Source organism: Sphaerospermopsis reniformis (assembly GCF_005402885.1).
GTDB lineage: Bacteria > Cyanobacteriota > Cyanobacteriia > Cyanobacteriales > Nostocaceae > Sphaerospermopsis > Sphaerospermopsis kisseleviana.
This window is the reverse complement of record NZ_BJCE01000123.1, coordinates 1-16567: the sequence shown is the minus strand read 5'-3', so window position 1 is coordinate 16567 and position 16567 is coordinate 1. Positions and strand designations below refer to the sequence as shown.

Sequence of the window (16567 nt, the reverse complement as noted above, 5' to 3'; positions counted from 1 at the left end):
GGGCGTTCGCGAAGCGTGCTGGAAGCATCAGCATTCGGGCGATAAATATCAATTTATATCACAGGTTATTTTCCGAATGCTTCGCCCCTACTTCGCCCCTACGACTCCTGAATTCTGCTGTACTTTGCGTAGCTGAATTACTACTTAAAAAGCCCATGATCGCCTAAAATTTGCTACTCATGAGCTAAATTAACTTATTTATGTGAAAACTGCAAACTAAAGAGCTAAATGACCTAATTCTTGGAAAAGAGGGGGATATTCAAAAAACAAACCAATAATTATTCTTCTTCCTCCTCTTCTTCTTCATATTCTTCAAAAATTTCGTCTATCAGTTCTTCTGCTCGCTCATCGGAAATTTTTAATGCTTCCTGAAGTTCAAAGAGATAATCTTCTTCTGATTCGGGTATGTCTTCTTCCATTCCCAGGATCAAAATAGCTGTGATATAGGCAGTTTCACGATAACTCTTTTTTGTTAAGGATGCGATCGCACTAGGAATTAAATTCTCTACTTTTTCTTCCTCTATCAAGGTGTTGACTTTTGCTGTTAACTTATCAAAGTCTTCCTCAGAGTAACTTGCAAACAGTTCAATACCTTCTAACATTTCTGGTAAGGGGTATTCTTCGGGGGTAATAATACCTTCATCCTCACCAGAAGCGGAAAAAAGTCCGATAATGGCGATCGCTACTTCTGGTTCTAGTTTAACTGGAGTTTTGATTTTGCTTTTAACCAACTCACTTTTAGACATGATGATCCTTTTGACAGACTATTATTTAGATTCCCAAATCATTGCATAAAATCACAGAGACTGTTACTTTTTTTCATACATTTGCACACAGAAGTTATGTTTTTAACATCAAAAAGATTTTAGCTAAACTCAAAAGCTATATCCCAATCTAGAAGGTGATTTTCACACAATATCCCCGACTTCTTGCAGAAATCAGGGATCTGATTCTGATTATATGACTTACAACTTATTCCCACACTCAGCACAGAAATTATGACTGGGTGGGTTTTTTGTACCACAATGGTTGCAGTAAACTGGCTCAACTGCGGTTTTTGGTGCTGGCTTCGGTAAACCAAACATCTGGGCGTTACTCTTACCAGGCGCTACCATTGGATAGCAGTTTTCATCCTTAGTAACACGCACATCTACCACTACAGGTCCATTATGTGCCAGCATTTCCGCGATTTTATCTGCTAACTCTTCTCTGGTATTAATCACCATACCTTTAATACCATAAGCCTGTGCCAAAAGTTCAATATCTGGCATCCCTACTTCCATGTTAGAGCAGGAATAACGCTCACCGTAAAAGGCTTGTTGCCACTGGCGCACCATTCCCTGCCAACCGTTATTTAAAATTACGGTCTTGACATTTATACTATATTGCGCTAAAGTCCCCAATTCCTGTAAACACATTTGGAAACTAGCATCACCACTGATACAGATTACCTCTTCATCAGGGAAAGCTACCTTTGCACCCATCGCCGCAGGTACACCAAAACCCATTGTTCCTAAACCTGCACTAGAGATCCAGCGTCTTGGACCATTCTTCAAAAATTGGGCTGCCCACATTTGATGTTGTCCCACATCAGTAGTATAAAAAGCGTTGGGTGCTTGACGACCAACTTCCACAATTACCTCTTGGGGAGAAATACTATCAGCATGATGAGGTACAACCAAAGGATAATCCTGTTTCCACTGGTTGATTAAATTCAACCATTCTTGATTTTGGTTGGGTGTTGCTTTGCCGTTTGCGTCTTGACAGCGCCGTAATAAATCTTTTAAAACGTTTTTGACATCACCAACAATAGGCACATCAGGAACACGGTTTTTACCTACTTCTGCTGGATCAATGTCAATGTGAATAACTTTAGCGTGGGAGGCAAACTCATCTAATTTACCTGTTACCCGGTCATCAAATCTTGCACCAACACAAATCAGTAAATCACAATCTGTCACCGCAAAGTTAGCGTAAGCTGTTCCGTGCATTCCCAACATTCCCACAGATAGGGGATGATGTTCATCAAATGCACCGATACCCATTAAGGTTGTGGTGACAGGGATATTAAATAATTCTGCTAATTGTTTAACTTCTTCGTGAGCATTAGCCGCGATCGCACCCCCACCGACATACAATAAAGGACGACGACTTTCACGAATTAACTGGATAGCTGCGTTAACTTGTCTGGGGTTGCCTTTAACTGTGGGACGATATCCTGGTAATTTAACTGAACCTGGTTCTACAGGCACATAATCAAATTCTTCTAAAGCCACATCTTTAGGAACATCTATCAAAACAGGTCCAGGTCTACCCGTACTGGCAATGTGGAACGCTTCCGCCACAATTCGCGCCATATCTTTAGGATCACGCACTACATAAGAATGCTTAACAATGGGTAAAGTAATACCGTAAATATCTGTCTCCTGGAAAGCATCAGTACCAATTGCTGCCCGTGGTACTTGTCCAGTGACAATAATCATGGGAATAGAATCCATGTAAGCAGTCGCAATACCCGTTACCAGGTTAGTTGCTCCTGGACCAGAAGTACCAAAACATACTCCTACCTTGCCAGTTGCACGGGCATAACCATCAGCAGCATGGGAAGCACCTTGTTCGTGTCTGACAAGAATGTGTTTAATTGTACCAGTTTCCTCTACTTTGTAAAGGTCATCATAAATCGGTAGAATTGCTCCACCGGGATAACCAAAAATGTACTCAACACCATGACGCAGCAGACTATCTAACAAAGCAAAACCGCCAGTTGCCCGTTTTGGAGTTACAGGGGTAGATTTAGAGACAGCAGACTGTTTCTGATTTTCCGATTGTGGGAGACTGATTTGAGAAGACGATGGCACGGTTAACCTCAAAATATAACTAAAAGTTAAGCCTTAGATTTTGTATTTAGAATTTCAGGGTAATCCAATTCTACACCCAAAATAAAAACCACTTTTAATTGAGTGGCTTTTTTAAATTTTTAATACATTATTACTAATTCATCAAATACCTAATTTGGATTTGCTTTAGAAAAGCGGGGAAGTCAGAGTATCTGAGTATTGGTATTTGTGATGCCAGATTACTTTACAATTTGTAAACATCTGAAAATCTGCATCACTACTATGGTACAGTCCAGCTAACGGTTCTGATGGGGAACAGCCATCAGAGGTAACGGGGAAAGCCTGGTGTAAATCCAGCACTGTCCCGCAGATGTAATGAAGTTAACACTTCAAAGTCAGAATGCCCGCCGCCATGATAACCTACTTCCATCTGCGAGGTACAGATGAATAACACAATTAAAACTCTCTTCATCAAAAATTATCACTGTCTCATAGAGTCAAATATAGGTGGTACCATAGACATTTCTATGATATTGTAAAATTTTCCCTACATATATCAATAGCTATTTAGAAGGTGATAGATACAAACCTGAAAACCGGATTGTATCCTCAGTTTCATCTTTACATATTTGCATGATTCCTTGTCCTAGCCAAATTTAAGCTTGCAGTGTAAGTAAAGCTATTCGTCATTTCAATCTGCAATACATAAAAATTAATGCAAAAAAAACAACATACTTTATTAGTCTGTACAACCTGCGCTAGTGTGTGGAAAGACGGTAAACAGATAGGTGAAGGTGGCGGACAGCAGCTATTACAACAACTTCAACAACTCGCACAAACTTGGGAACTGCACTCTAAATTCTCCATTCAGGGAGTCCAATGTATGAGAGCTTGCAACCATGCTTGCGTTATCGCTTTGCAAGGAGAAGAGAAATTTACCTATCTTTTCGGTAACTTAGCAGTTGATGATAGTGTATCTGCCATACTGCTATGTGCCACCCAATACTACACTAGCCCCAAGGGTTTAATACCTTGGTCAGAACGTCCATAAGCTTTAAAAACAGGCATATTAGCCAAAATACCACCCCTCAGTAAATGGGCAAAACTCACCAAAAATTCCTGTTAATTAAAGTTCGTAGTGAGGACTTTAGTCCTCCAGACAAACCCAGAAACTAGCTTGAAACTAGCTTGCAAAACTTACCCTAACTGTGATAATAATAATCATTACCAAAATTTACAGGCTAAAAACTTTTGTGCAGACCACCAGTATTTATTTATTCAGGGACCTAACTACCAATGCGTACTCAGCTTATTATCAGGTGGGGAACTCAAATACTGATTTCTAGTTTGACCATTACATCCGGGATATTAGGGAAAAATTACCCCAGCATAGCCACAGAAGTTACACCAAAATCTGAAAATTCCGCCCAAGACTTACAACCAATTGCACAAACAGAGGAAAAAGAACCGGATATAGAAATCACAGTGATTGATAGTATTCTTAACGAACCAGTATTTTCACCCTTTCGTCGAGAAGGAACAGTCAAAGATTCTACTCGTCCGGTTTACGTCATCACTGGGGAAGAAATGGAAGCGCAAGGTGCAAGAACAGTCAAAGAAGCACTGCGATTTTTACCGGGTATTTTGGGTGATGGAACTGTAGGAACAGAAGTCAACGCTTTAAGTGGTCAATTTATTCGCGGTTCTAACACCGGTCAAGTTTTAATATTATTGGATGGAAGACCAATTAATAATTTAGGTGGTGGAGGTTTCGACCTTTCAGAATTTACCAGTAATAATATTGAAAGAGTTGAAGTCTTACCCGGAGGTGGTTCAACCCTCTATGGTTCAGACGCAATTGGTGGAGTAATTAACATTGTTACCCGTCGTCCTACAGATAAAATTACCACCACAACGAAAGTTAACATTGGGTCTTATGGACTCAACCAACAAAGCATTCAAAATAGCGGGAAATCTGGTGATATTTCTTGGGTAGTTGGTTACAACCGTACCCAAGCACAAAATAATTATCCCTTTAGCATTCCTGAAGCTAACTTTGAAGGGACAAGAAAAAATAATGACGCACTATTCAACAACTTTAATCTCAAATTAGAAGCTAATTTAGACAAACGTAATACCTTAGCTTTATCAACTTTATACTTAGGGAAAGAACAGGGATCACCCGGAGGTGTACCCATTCCTGTACCCCAATTTGGACAGGGATTTTTTAACTCTCTCACCGAGAATAACCGAAAATACACAGACCAAGTTCTCACTGATTTAACCTGGAACTCTAAATTAGGAAAGGGAGATGATTCACTATTAAAAGCGAGAATTTACGCCGATTTTCTCAACACTCGCTTTGATAATCGTAGTGGTGCAATTACATCTCAAAATCGCTTTGATACTCAACAAGATTCCTATGGTGTGCAAATTACCCATAATTGGAATTTATCTAAAAATCAAACCTTAGTTTATGGCTTTGATTATCGTAATACTAATGTCCGCAACACTTCCTTTAATTACGGGACAAATATTTTACGAGTAAATTATGATGATGGTATCAGTCAAGGGGCGATATTTAGTAGATATGACATTCAGTTTTCTCCTAGTTTAAACGTCAATTTAGGAGTGCGTCAAGATTTTAGTAGTTTAGTTAATGGTTCATTTACATCTCCATCTGTAGGTGCAAAATTCGCAGTTTCTGATTCCACTACCCTGAGAGCTAACTATATCAGAAACTTCCGCGCCCCCACAATTGCCAATTTATTTAATAATAATCCTACTAACATTGGTAATCCTGATTTAAAACCAGAAAAAGGTGATAGTTTTGATGTGGGAATTGACCAAAAAATAGGCAATATCGGCTTACTGCGGTTGACATTTTTTAGCAACCGTGTTTCTGATACCATTGCCTTTACAAGACTCACTCCACCAATAAATGGGAATACGGGAACTTGGGAAAATATTGGTTTAGTCCAAACTCAAGGAATTGAAGCATCTCTGAATTTACAACTAGCAAGAAATATCTATGGTTTTGTGAATTATACAGCCAATGACCCACGTATTTTAAAAAGCGGTAATCCCGCAGAGGTTGACAAAGAATTACGTTTTGCAGGTGCAGATAAGTTAAATTTTGGTGTGTCTTATGAAAATCCCCAAGGTTGGTATTTTGGTTTGTTAATGAATTCTTTAAACGGATATCCAACCAATAATACAAATACAGAATTTTTGCCGGGATATACCACTTTTGATATGAAGATGCGTGTGCCAATTAATGATAGGCTAGTATTGACTTGTAGCTTGGATAATTTGTTTAATCAGCGTTATCAGTTATTCCCTGGTTTTCCTGATGGGGGTAGGGTATTTCAAGTGGGTTTGAGTTCTAGTTTTTAATAATTATCTCACGCAAAGATGCAAAGGAGAAGTACGAATGGCTGAGTTTAATTGTTGTGTACAACCAATGAATAAAATAGAAACAGAAAATCTATCTACGGGTGGATGTGTTGAGTATGAATATTTTGATTGTGGGAGTGATGTTTTAGCATCGTTAATGTATACTTTATTTGAGCAAAATTGGCAGCAGGTGGGAATTGCCCATATTGTTCAAGGTAGTGTTTTAGAGTTGGAATTTAATGCACCTCCAAAACTATGTATTCTCTATGATGGATATTTGACAGTGGCCGCTGAAGGGTGGCATTTACATTTGTGTATTGATACTAATTTCGGTGGACCTTTATGTAAAACTCCTGTGGAAGTGAGGAAGCAGCGTCTAGTTTCTCGTGCAGCTTTTTATCGGCGGTTTAATCCAGAAGGAAATCCTAGAAGTTGGGGGATTCAATTTTGGAATGGTGCGAATGAACAATTGATGACGATTTTATTACCTAATCCTTTGGTAGATGGGGAAAATTTATTACCAGAAGGAAAACCAAATTTAGAAAAGTTAGCTTTGTATCAAGATTTGAGAGATATTTATGTGTTAGGAATTAAACCAATTCCCTTTAATAAAAATCCTCTCAAACATTCCTATATTTCAGTTTGTACTTCTACTCGCTGTCTTCCTTCTCGCAAATGGCAACCTACATTTGAGGCGTTAAAATCAGCAGTGGAAAATGCAGGTTTAGATATAGAAGTAAGAACATCTGGTTGTTTAGAAGTTTGTCAATTAGGACCTGTGGTTTTCTATTCTAATGATAGAACTTGGTACACTCGCGTTAATTCTAATGTGGCAGAAAATATTGTCAATGAACATTTAGTCAAGGGTAATAAGGTGGCTGAAAACTTATATCCACCGGAAAAAGTATAAGCTACTCCCCATTAATTTTTCTGTAAAAATATGCTCGTAGTAAGGGCTTTAGCCCTGCTTCAGTGAAACCCAACATTAGCAAAAAATACCAAAGCTTGGCGTTGGGTTTCGTTCCATTGCTTCGCAACGCGAACAACCCAACCTACAAAATCTCACTATTTAACAAATATTTAGCAAGAATGAAATTTTCAAAACTTCCTTACTCAAAACTAATCATTTTTTTATGTCAATTTTGCCTTATAGCCACATTTATTATTGCCTGTCATAGTACAAAAAATCCTATAACTCAAAATCATATAAATAACAACACAACCAATAACACCTGTATTCAAAATCATAACCCTAATCAAGATTATTTCCCCACCAAATCTAAAATTAACTATGCTACAGGTTTTACAGTTGAATATCATAATCATTACAAAGTTGTGACGATTAAAAATCCCTGGCAGAATGCTAAAACTCAGTTTCAATATGTTTTAGTTCAGTGTGGAACTCCCACACCTTCAGCATTTAATCAAGCACAAATTATTACAGTTCCTGTTAATTCTGTCGTGGCTTTATCTACAACTCATTTACCTCATTTGGATAAATTAGGATTGGTGGATAAATTAATAGGTATTAGTAATACAAAACAAGTGAATACTCCGGCTGTAGTTCAGAGAATAAAAGTGGGAAAAGTTACCCAAGTAGGTAATAATTCTAATGTGGATATAGAAAAGTTGTTAGCATTAAATCCTGATTTGGTCACAACTTTTGGTACAGGAAATTCCCAAACAGATAGTTACGGTAAACTTACGGAAGCTGGTTTGAAAGTGGGGATAAATGCTGAATATATGGAAGATACGCCATTGGGAAGAAGCGAATGGTTAAAATTTACGGCTTTATTTTTTAATCAAGAAGAAAAAGCTGAAAAGATATTTCAAGAAATAGCAGATAAATATACAAAAATAGCCCAAAAAGCTCAATCTGTAAAAAATCGGCCGACGGTATTTGTTGGCTTTAATTTTAAAGGTACTTGGTTTATGTCTGGTGGTAAAAGTTATGTTGCTAAATATCTGAATGATGCAGGAGGTAATTATCTGTGGAGTAATGATAAATCTAATGGTAGTTTACCACTTTCTTTTGAAGTAGTTTTAGAACGTGCAGCTAAAGCTGATTATTGGTTAAATTCTCGCCAAGTTTGGCAGAGTTTAAAAGATGTTGTAGCTGAAGATAGTCGTTATGGTGATTTTCAAGCTGTAAAAACTGGAAATATTTATAATAATAATGCCCGTGTCAACGTAGATGGTGGTAATGATTATTGGGAAGGAGGAATTAGTAACCCCGATATTGTACTGGCAGATTTAATCAAAATTTTGCATCCAGAATTGTTACCGGAACATCAACTGTTTTATTACCGCAATTTGCCAAAATAATGTTTATGAAATCTGTGAAAAAACATTTTAATCCTCACTTATTCATTCCAGATAATATTTCCCTTAGAAGTTTATGTTTTGGGATATTAATTGTAGCTTTGCTATTAATATTTCTCTTAGATTTAGCTTTGGGTTCAGTTTCGATTCCTGTTGATGAAGTGGTAAATATTTTACTAGGAAAACAACCAGAAAAGATAACTCATAGCAATATAATTCTCAAATTTAGATTACCGAAAGCTTTAACTGCAACCTTAGCGGGTGCTGCTTTAGGTGTGAGTGGTTTACAAATGCAAACATTATTTAAAAATCCCTTAGCTGGACCATTTGTATTAGGAATTAGTTCTGGTGCGAGTTTAGGAGTGGCGTTGGTGGTGTTAACTGCAAATGTGACTGCACCAACTTTATTAAATAATTTGGGAATCATTGCTGATTTTGGATTAGTGATAGCTGCTAGTGTGGGTGCGGGTTCGGTTTTAGGTGTGATGTTGGTTGTTTCTCGTCGGGTGCAAGATACAATGACGCTGCTAATTTTAGGTTTATTATTTGGTTATGCTACTGGTGGAATTGTGAGTATTTTATTGCAATTTAGCACTAGAGAACGGATTCAAAGTTATATTATGTGGACTTTTGGTAGTTTTGCTGGTGTGACTTGGAAACAATTAATTGTGTTAATTCCGGTGATACTTTTAAGTTTATTAATAGCGTTGTTGCAATCAAAATCTCTGAATGCACTTTTGTTAGGTGAATCCTATGCCAGAAGTGTAGGTTTAACGGTAGAAAAAACTAGATTTTCTATTATTATCAGTGCTTCTATTTTAGCAGGTGGAATTACAGCTTTTTGTGGTCCTATCGCATTTTTGGGTGTGGCTATTCCTCATTTATGTCGGAGTTTGTTTAATACTTCTGACCATCGAATTTTAATTCCCAGTGTGATAATTTTAGGGGCAATTTTAGCTTTAATAGCAGATTTGTTTTCTCAATTAGCAGTAAGTCAAATGGTTTTACCTTTAAATGCAATTACGGCTTTAATTGGTACTCCTGTTGTGACTTGGGTAATTTTAAAGCGTAATTCCCGCAAGTCTTTTCCATCCTAATTACTACTCGATTTTTTATAAATCAGAAAGTTACTTACCTATTCCCTATTCCCTGTTCCCTGTTCCCTGTTCCCTAACTCAACAAATATGAGTAATGCAATTTTGACAACCCACAATTTGACTATTGGTTATCAAACATCCCGAAAAAATTTTCGGTGTGTAGCAGAGAATATTTCTGTATCTTTGCAAGCTGGGGAATTGGTGTGTTTATTGGGTCCCAATGGTGCAGGTAAATCTACATTATTGCGATCGCTTGCCGGAATGCAACCACCTGTAGCCGGTGAAGTCCGACTTTTAGATGATAATATCTACAATTTAGCACCCCAAGATTTAGCGAAACGGTTGAGTTTAGTTCTCACAGAAAAAGTTGATGGAGGGATGCTATCTGCTTATAATTTAGTAACTTTAGGACGACATCCTTATACTGACTGGTGGGGAAATTTGACTGCTGAGGATGAAGCAATAGTCCATTGGGCGATAAAATCTGTAGGTGCATTAAATTTAGTCTCCCGTCAAGTTAGCGAACTCAGTGATGGTGAACGACAAAAAATTATGATTGCCCGCGCTTTAGCGCAGTCTCCTATAGTCATGTTGCTAGATGAACCAACAGCATTTTTAGACTTACCCCGGCGAGTAGAAATTATGCAATTGTTGCGTAATTTAGCCAGGGAAACTAAACAAGCAATTCTCCTTTCTACCCATGATTTAGACTTAGCTTTGCGTCTAGCCGATCAAATTTGGCTATTAAATTCTCATGGGATTTTACAGGTAGGCGCACCAGAAGATTTAGTATTAAGTGGTGCATTTGCTAATACTTTCAACAGTGAAGGTGTGGAATTTGATATTTTTTCTGGTGAGTTTAATTTGCATACACCATTTAAAGGAGAAATTCAAGTTATGGGTGAGGGTATAGCTACTATATGGACTATTCGTGCTTTACAAAGAGTAGGTTTTCAGGTGAAACAAACTGAAAAATTTTCTTTTAATCAAAATGCTGCAAAAACACAATTAGTAGTAGAAGTTATATCAAAATCTCAAGAGAAATTTTGGCAAACCCAAGTCATAAATAATCATCCAGATGTGTATGTTCATAATTCACTATATGCAATGATTGATTTTTTAAATCAGAATGTCATTTCACTAGACAATTAAGGCTTGAGATATTTACCTGGTAGCTTATCAACATACATAAAGGATGATTGTTACCCAATTTTTAGATCAAATCTTGCAAGACTTTGCGGGTATTTTGCCAAGTCCAGAAACCAATCAATACTACAGTGATACTCATACCAAAAAGAACTGTTGCCAAGCCAAAAGCATTAACCAGCTTGGTTGTAATCAATAAAGGTGCAGACAGAGCAATATTAATGGCATGATTTTGAAAGCCAAATACCTTACCGTGCATTGCTGGGGGGGTGTGCTGTTGAATTAAGGTTTGCATTGGCACGTTAATTAATGCTGCACCTAAGCCCAAGAACACACAAAGTCCCAACACTAAAAATAAATTATGAGTAACAATAAACATTCCCAGTGCCAAGGCCATAAACATAAAACCAATTAACGGCAAGGGTTTATGATGCAGTTTATGGCCAAAATGTCCCAAAATTCCTGCGCCTAAAACCATTCCCACACCGGCAGCAGCAACAAAGAAGCTAAAATCAGTTTGTTCTAGGTTCAATCTAGCAGCTAATCTAATAGATAATTCCAATAATGCCGCAAACACGCAATACAAAGCGACAATTTGCAACATCGCATTCCAGACCAAGCGGTTTTGTTTGAGATACGAAAAGCCTTGTAAAAATTCGGTGATAGGATTAGCTACGGATGTTTGTCTATGTTCTTTAAACTGAATCGGTAACATGATGATAGCTGATAACAGGTAGAAACCTCCTACTAAAAATTCTTTACCAAATTCAAAGTTGAGATATTCCGCGCAGTCTAAAATTGGCTTTCCCACAGCATAACCAACTATCAATGCTCCCATCATGGTGCTGCTAAATAAAGCATTAGCGGCCATTAAATTCTCTCGTTGCACCATTAGGGGAATAGTAGCTTGTTCCGCTGGGGCAAAAAACTGAGTTACCGAGGAGATACCAAAATTCAGTGCTAACAATATTCCTAACTGCCTGGGCAAGAAAGCTATACTTAATGTCAACAAGCCCCGCACGACATCAGAACCCACCATAATTAGCTTTTTGGGCATCCTATCAACAATCACACCACCAGCAGAACCGAAAAAAATCGCTGGTAGGGTAAAAGCCATATACATATAAAAGCGCCCTGTGCCTTCTGCTAAATTGGCAGGTAAGTATTTTTTCTCCAACAAATCAATCATTAAAATCAATAAAACCTTATCTGCTAACTGGGAAATGAGTTGACCGATCCACAGGAGCATAAAATTACGGTTTTTTAGCAGTGCGCCAAAGCCGCTATTAACAGCAGTCGGTTCAGTGGGAAACATCACAAATAGGGAATTGGGAATTGGGAATTGGGAATTGGGAATTGGGAATTGGGAATTGGGAATTGGGAATAAATAATTATCTATTCACTGTCACCAGTCACCAGTCACCAGTCACCAGTCACCAGTCACCAGTCACCAGTCACCAGTCACCAGTCACCAGTCACCAGTCACCAGTCCCCTGTTATTCATAACTTTTTAACAATATATGCAAAAATTCAGCCGTATTTAGGGATTTTTGGGAGTGAGAAAACCGAATTGATGGATCTGTCCAGTTACCTTGTACCTTGTGGGGCGATCGCCACATTGATAAATGATCAACTGGTGGATCGGCATAAAAATTATCTTCCCCAATACCTAAAATAGCAGAACTCCAATGGGTAAAATAATCATGACTCAGGCGATGTATGGGAAAATTTCCCCATAATGGCACGCCCCAGCCATCTATAGCTATTAATGCTTTCACATTACCACCTTGAAGTTGCCATGTTGTAGCCGCCGCGATCGCACCTACTACACCAGCACTAAAACCAATGAATATAACAGGTGATTCTAGCTTATTACTCAGGTGATCGCGCAAAAACAGTAAAATATGAAGTGCTGATAAAGTGAAAATCCCCTCTCCCGGAAAAACCAGTATATTTAATAACTGCTGATCACCTCTCTCTACATTGGGGTTAAACAAGCTGCTGACAAAGCTTTGCGTTAATTCTATTTCATGAATACCTGGACAAATAATAATATTCATTAGCTTTTATGGTTAAAGATCAACAACCTATGGCATTTGCTCGGTTAATTGTAAGTTAATTGTTAATTTTTACTGGTTAATTGTAAATTTTTCATGATCAGATGTATATTTTTATGTTCACATCTATCCTATCCCCCTGGATGGGATAATAATTAACTAATATGGCGAATTATAGGGTTATACCCTGTGAGGATGTCGCCATTTCGCTTATATTGAGGGAATTATTGTGGTTGCAACTCCAGAAAAAATGCAACATACTCACGAGCATCTACCAGGCCATGATCGCATAGCTGTACTGCTCATGGGTTATGGTGAAGTCGAGAGCTATGAAGATTTTGCCAATTATAATGAACAAGCTTTAAATCTACTTACTGCCAAATTTGCACCAGTACCAACTTGGATTTATCCCACTTTAGCCAAGATTTTAGCTATATTTGATCGTCATGAATGGGGACATACCCATCATGATTTTATCTCACCCCATAATGCCATTTTTGAACAGCAACGGGCAGGAATTGAACACGAATTACAACATAAATGGGGCGGTGGTGTTCAAGTTTTCAAAGCTTTTAACTTTTGCGCTCCTTTTTTACCGCAACAAGTTTTAGCAGAAATCAAAAATCAAGGCTTTGAAAAAATATTGATCTATCCTTTGTTAGTGGTAGATTCTATTTTTACCAGTGGTATTGCTATTGAACAAGTTAATAATGCTTTGGCTGAATTAGCTGATGGTGATGAACATTGGGTGAAAGGAATGCGTTATATTCCTTCTTTCTACAATGAGCCGGAATATATCAATTTAATGGCGCAAATAGTAGAAGAGAAAATCAATTCTGACTTAGCCGATGCCTATTTACCATCACAAATTGGTATTGTGTTGATGAATCATGGATGTCCACACAAAGCCAAAGGTTTTACATCAGGAATTGATGAAAGTCAAGCACTTTACGAATTAGTGAGAGAGAAATTAATTCACCGTTATCCTTTAATTTCTGTCGGTTGGTTAAACCACGATACACCATTAATTGAATGGACTCAACCCAATGCCACTCAAGCAGCTAACAATCTGATTCAATTAGGTGCAAAAGTGGTAATGTTTATGCCCATAGGTTTTGCCACAGAAAACCATGAAACCTTGTTAGATGTACATCACATTATTCATGATTTAGAAAAACAGCATTCTGGTGTGGACTATTTACAAATGGCTTGTGTAAATGATGATCCCCGCTTTTTGGATATGGCTGCGGAATGGGCTAATGTTCACATTCAAGAATTAATGGCAGCAGAAGGTAAGGAAGTTAATGTACATTTAGCTATACATCATCATCACCATCATTAGGTGACAGGTGACAGGTGACAGATAAAGAATCACTTCTTGTCTGTTACCTTTTGTCTTGTTGATTTGAACTAAGCTGTTACACAGCTAAATTGTATCTTAACGGGTGACAAGGAGGCTAAACAGCTTGTTTCATAAGGGATAGAGCCTGAAAGCCACGTTGAAAAAAGAGGCGTTTATGCGGCTTGAGAGCGATTAAGTTCAGAGCTAAATCAGCCCATAATTCCATGCCATAAATCCATAATTGTCCGTAGAGAGCAAAGCCAAAATCACTCTGACGTGGGTACTTATCCTGGTGTTGTTGAATACGTCCGGCATAAATCTCTATACCTAATTTTTTCATCCGCTGACCGTACATAGTGGCCAAACTATAAGCAATAATAATCAATAAGACTAAAGCTAAAAAACGAGTTTCATTCACTTTAGTGTCCTCTAAATTATAGCCACCTGTTTTACAATCTTTAAAGAACTGTTCAATTCCCCATCGGCATCTATAAAGACATAAAGTTTGTTTCAGAGTTGGCAGATTTGTTAAAATATACCAAGGTTCTTTTGGTCCTTTTTGACGATATTTTCTCTTCCAATAAACAGCAATATTAAATAAGCCTAATTCATCCCCTTTACCACATTTAACTCCCTCATAAAACTTCGATATTCCTGGCTTAAATCCTTGCCTTGGTTTTTAAGCACTTGATATTCTTGTCCTGGGTTTTCCTGAAAATGAAGGTCTTTCTTCTGACGTAGAGCAAAGCACACTCCTTGCTCATCAAGCCATTTAGCAAGTTTTGGACTATGAAATTCTCTATCTGCTAACACCACAATTCGACATTTTTTTAACAACTTTATTGCTGTTTTTATTAATCTTTTTTGGGTTTGTAAATTACTATTTCCGACATGATTTAATGTTTCCCAATATAGTGGTAAGGCATGAGTACCCCATACCAATGTCACCATAAATATGTTTCGCCCCTTCCACTGTGTTCTATCCAGTGCTACCATCCAATAACCATATTTTTGATATTGTTTTTTATGAAAATAACGCCGCTGTTCTCGATTCAGTTGCTTTGGTGTTAACGATTGTCTAATCCAATATTTTATCAACGGAAACCATAATAATTTTACGCAGAGTTTCCCTATTGCTAAAAATCTTTGTAGATTACGTTTCCTGCTTTCATATTGAATTGGTTGGGGAAATAAACTTGCCAATTTTGACAGTTTTACTTGGCGATGAGCTTGTATCAATAACAACAATATCTCTAGTGTCAGATACTGCTGTTCACTTAAATGCTTTCGGAAAATTGTTTGATATGATTGTGGTAACATTTTGTTGTTTTGGGGGCTTCCTTGCCCCTATTTTTTTCCCTCCTTATTTTCTCAAATTATTGCCACATCTCATCTTCAGCCCCCTTGTCACCCGTTAAGAAAAATGTGTAAACTTAAAGAGTTCACCTATTACCAAAATTTCTATGACTCGCTGGTTTAATATTGCAGGTCCATGTTCAAATGATATCCACTATCTCCTATCTCCCACAGTCAGATTACCAGATTTAGAGGCGTTAATTCAACAACGTAGTTATTTTGTCCTACACGCACCACGACAAACAGGGAAAACCACCGCCATGTTATCCCTAGCAAAACAACTTACCGACACTGGAAATTATGCCGCAGTCATGGTATCTGTAGAAGTAGGCAGTGCATTTAATCATGATCCTACCACCGCAGAATTAGCCATTTTAGGAACTTGGTATGATACAATAAATATTCGTTTACCCAAAGAATTACAACCACCTGTTAAACAATGGCAACAGGAAGAACCAGGAAGCAGAATTAAAGCTTTTTTATCAGCTTGGGCAACATCTTTAAACCGCCCTTTAGTATTATTTATAGATGAAATTGATTCTTTACAAGATCAAACATTAATTTCTATTTTACGACAATTAAGAGATGGTTTTCCTAACCGTCCAGAAAATTTTCCCTCATCAGTAGGTTTAATTGGTTTACGAGATGTGCGAGATTATAAAGTAGCATCGGGAGGTAGTGACAGATTAAATACTTCTAGTCCTTTTAATATAAAAGTTGCTTCTCTGACTATGAGAAATTTTAATCTTGCAGAAGTAGGAGAATTATATCAACAACATACAGCAGCAACAGGACAAATTTTCACACCAGAAGCAATAGAAACAGCTTATGATTTAACCCAAGGACAACCTTGGTTAGTGAATGCTTTAGCTAAAGAAATTGTAGAGAAAATGGTAAAAGATAGAAATATTACTATTACAAAAGAACATATTTTAACAGCCAAGGAAATATTAATTAATCGTCAAGATACTCATTTAGATAGTTTAGCTGAACGATTAAGAGAAAAACGAGTTA

Annotated in this window: 12 protein-coding genes, 2 pseudogenes and 1 riboswitch; of the genes and pseudogenes, 9 read left to right on the top strand and 5 right to left on the bottom strand. The window is 37.5% G+C overall.

Annotated elements, in window-relative coordinates:
- Positions 1–278 precede the first annotated feature (278 nt).
- Together FFR48_RS16855 and ilvB are read right to left on the bottom strand one after the other, a co-directional pair.
- Positions 279–746: a tellurite resistance TerB family protein gene (locus FFR48_RS16855; RefSeq protein ID WP_096566238.1), complete on the bottom strand. Its 468-nt coding sequence runs from the start codon at positions 744–746 to the stop codon at positions 279–281.
- A 219-nt stretch (positions 747–965) separates the two neighbouring features.
- Entirely contained in the window at positions 966–2858 is a 1893-nt protein-coding gene (gene ilvB, locus FFR48_RS16850) for a biosynthetic-type acetolactate synthase large subunit (RefSeq protein WP_137668165.1), read from the bottom strand.
- A gap of 262 nt (positions 2859–3120) precedes the next feature.
- Positions 3121–3263, top strand: a riboswitch (cobalamin riboswitch).
- A 289-nt stretch (positions 3264–3552) separates the two neighbouring features.
- Between ilvB and FFR48_RS16845 the strand changes: the two are divergent.
- The 6 genes and pseudogenes from FFR48_RS16845 to FFR48_RS16820 form a co-directional block, all read left to right on the top strand.
- A pseudogene (locus tag FFR48_RS16845) lies at positions 3553–3885 on the top strand (DUF1636 domain-containing protein); the annotation flags it as partial.
- 248 nt (positions 3886–4133) lie between these two features.
- Positions 4134–6233, top strand: a complete 2100-nt coding sequence (locus FFR48_RS16840; RefSeq protein ID WP_137668163.1) for a TonB-dependent receptor plug domain-containing protein — start codon at positions 4134–4136, stop codon at positions 6231–6233.
- A 37-nt stretch (positions 6234–6270) separates the two neighbouring features.
- Positions 6271–7143: a (2Fe-2S) ferredoxin domain-containing protein gene (locus FFR48_RS16835; RefSeq protein WP_137668162.1), complete on the top strand. Its 873-nt coding sequence runs from the start codon at positions 6271–6273 to the stop codon at positions 7141–7143.
- 179 nt (positions 7144–7322) lie between these two features.
- Positions 7323–8558, top strand: coding sequence for an ABC transporter substrate-binding protein (locus tag FFR48_RS16830; protein ID WP_137668161.1), 1236 nt, complete (start codon positions 7323–7325; stop codon positions 8556–8558).
- Between the two features lie 5 nt (positions 8559–8563).
- Positions 8564–9652, top strand: a complete 1089-nt coding sequence (locus FFR48_RS16825; protein ID WP_236104093.1) for an iron chelate uptake ABC transporter family permease subunit — start codon at positions 8564–8566, stop codon at positions 9650–9652.
- Between the two features lie 87 nt (positions 9653–9739).
- Positions 9740–10804, top strand: a complete 1065-nt coding sequence (locus FFR48_RS16820) for an ABC transporter ATP-binding protein (RefSeq protein ID WP_137668159.1) — start codon at positions 9740–9742, stop codon at positions 10802–10804.
- A gap of 61 nt (positions 10805–10865) precedes the next feature.
- Here FFR48_RS16820 and FFR48_RS16815 read toward each other — a convergent pair whose 3' ends face one another.
- Positions 10866–12113, bottom strand: a complete 1248-nt coding sequence (locus FFR48_RS16815; RefSeq protein WP_137668166.1) for an MFS transporter — start codon at positions 12111–12113, stop codon at positions 10866–10868.
- A gap of 20 nt (positions 12114–12133) precedes the next feature.
- On the opposite strand from FFR48_RS16815, the gene FFR48_RS16810 reads away from it, so the two are divergent.
- Positions 12134–12304: a hypothetical protein gene (locus tag FFR48_RS16810; RefSeq protein WP_162501907.1), complete on the top strand. Its 171-nt coding sequence runs from the start codon at positions 12134–12136 to the stop codon at positions 12302–12304.
- Here the strand turns inward: FFR48_RS16810 and FFR48_RS16805 are convergent.
- Entirely contained in the window at positions 12295–12858 is a 564-nt protein-coding gene (locus FFR48_RS16805) for a hypothetical protein (RefSeq protein ID WP_137668158.1), read from the bottom strand. The genes FFR48_RS16810 and FFR48_RS16805 overlap by 10 nt on opposite strands.
- A gap of 226 nt (positions 12859–13084) precedes the next feature.
- Between FFR48_RS16805 and FFR48_RS16800 the strand changes: the two genes are divergently transcribed.
- Positions 13085–14197, top strand: coding sequence for a ferrochelatase (locus tag FFR48_RS16800; RefSeq protein WP_096566256.1), 1113 nt, complete (start codon positions 13085–13087; stop codon positions 14195–14197).
- 115 nt (positions 14198–14312) lie between these two features.
- Here FFR48_RS16800 and FFR48_RS16795 read toward each other — a convergent pair.
- A pseudogene (locus FFR48_RS16795) lies at positions 14313–15517 on the bottom strand (IS4 family transposase).
- Between the two features lie 143 nt (positions 15518–15660).
- On the opposite strand from FFR48_RS16795, the gene FFR48_RS16790 reads away from it, so the two are divergent.
- On the top strand, positions 15661–16567 hold a 907-nt coding region (locus FFR48_RS16790; protein ID WP_137668157.1), incomplete at its 3' end, for an AAA-like domain-containing protein.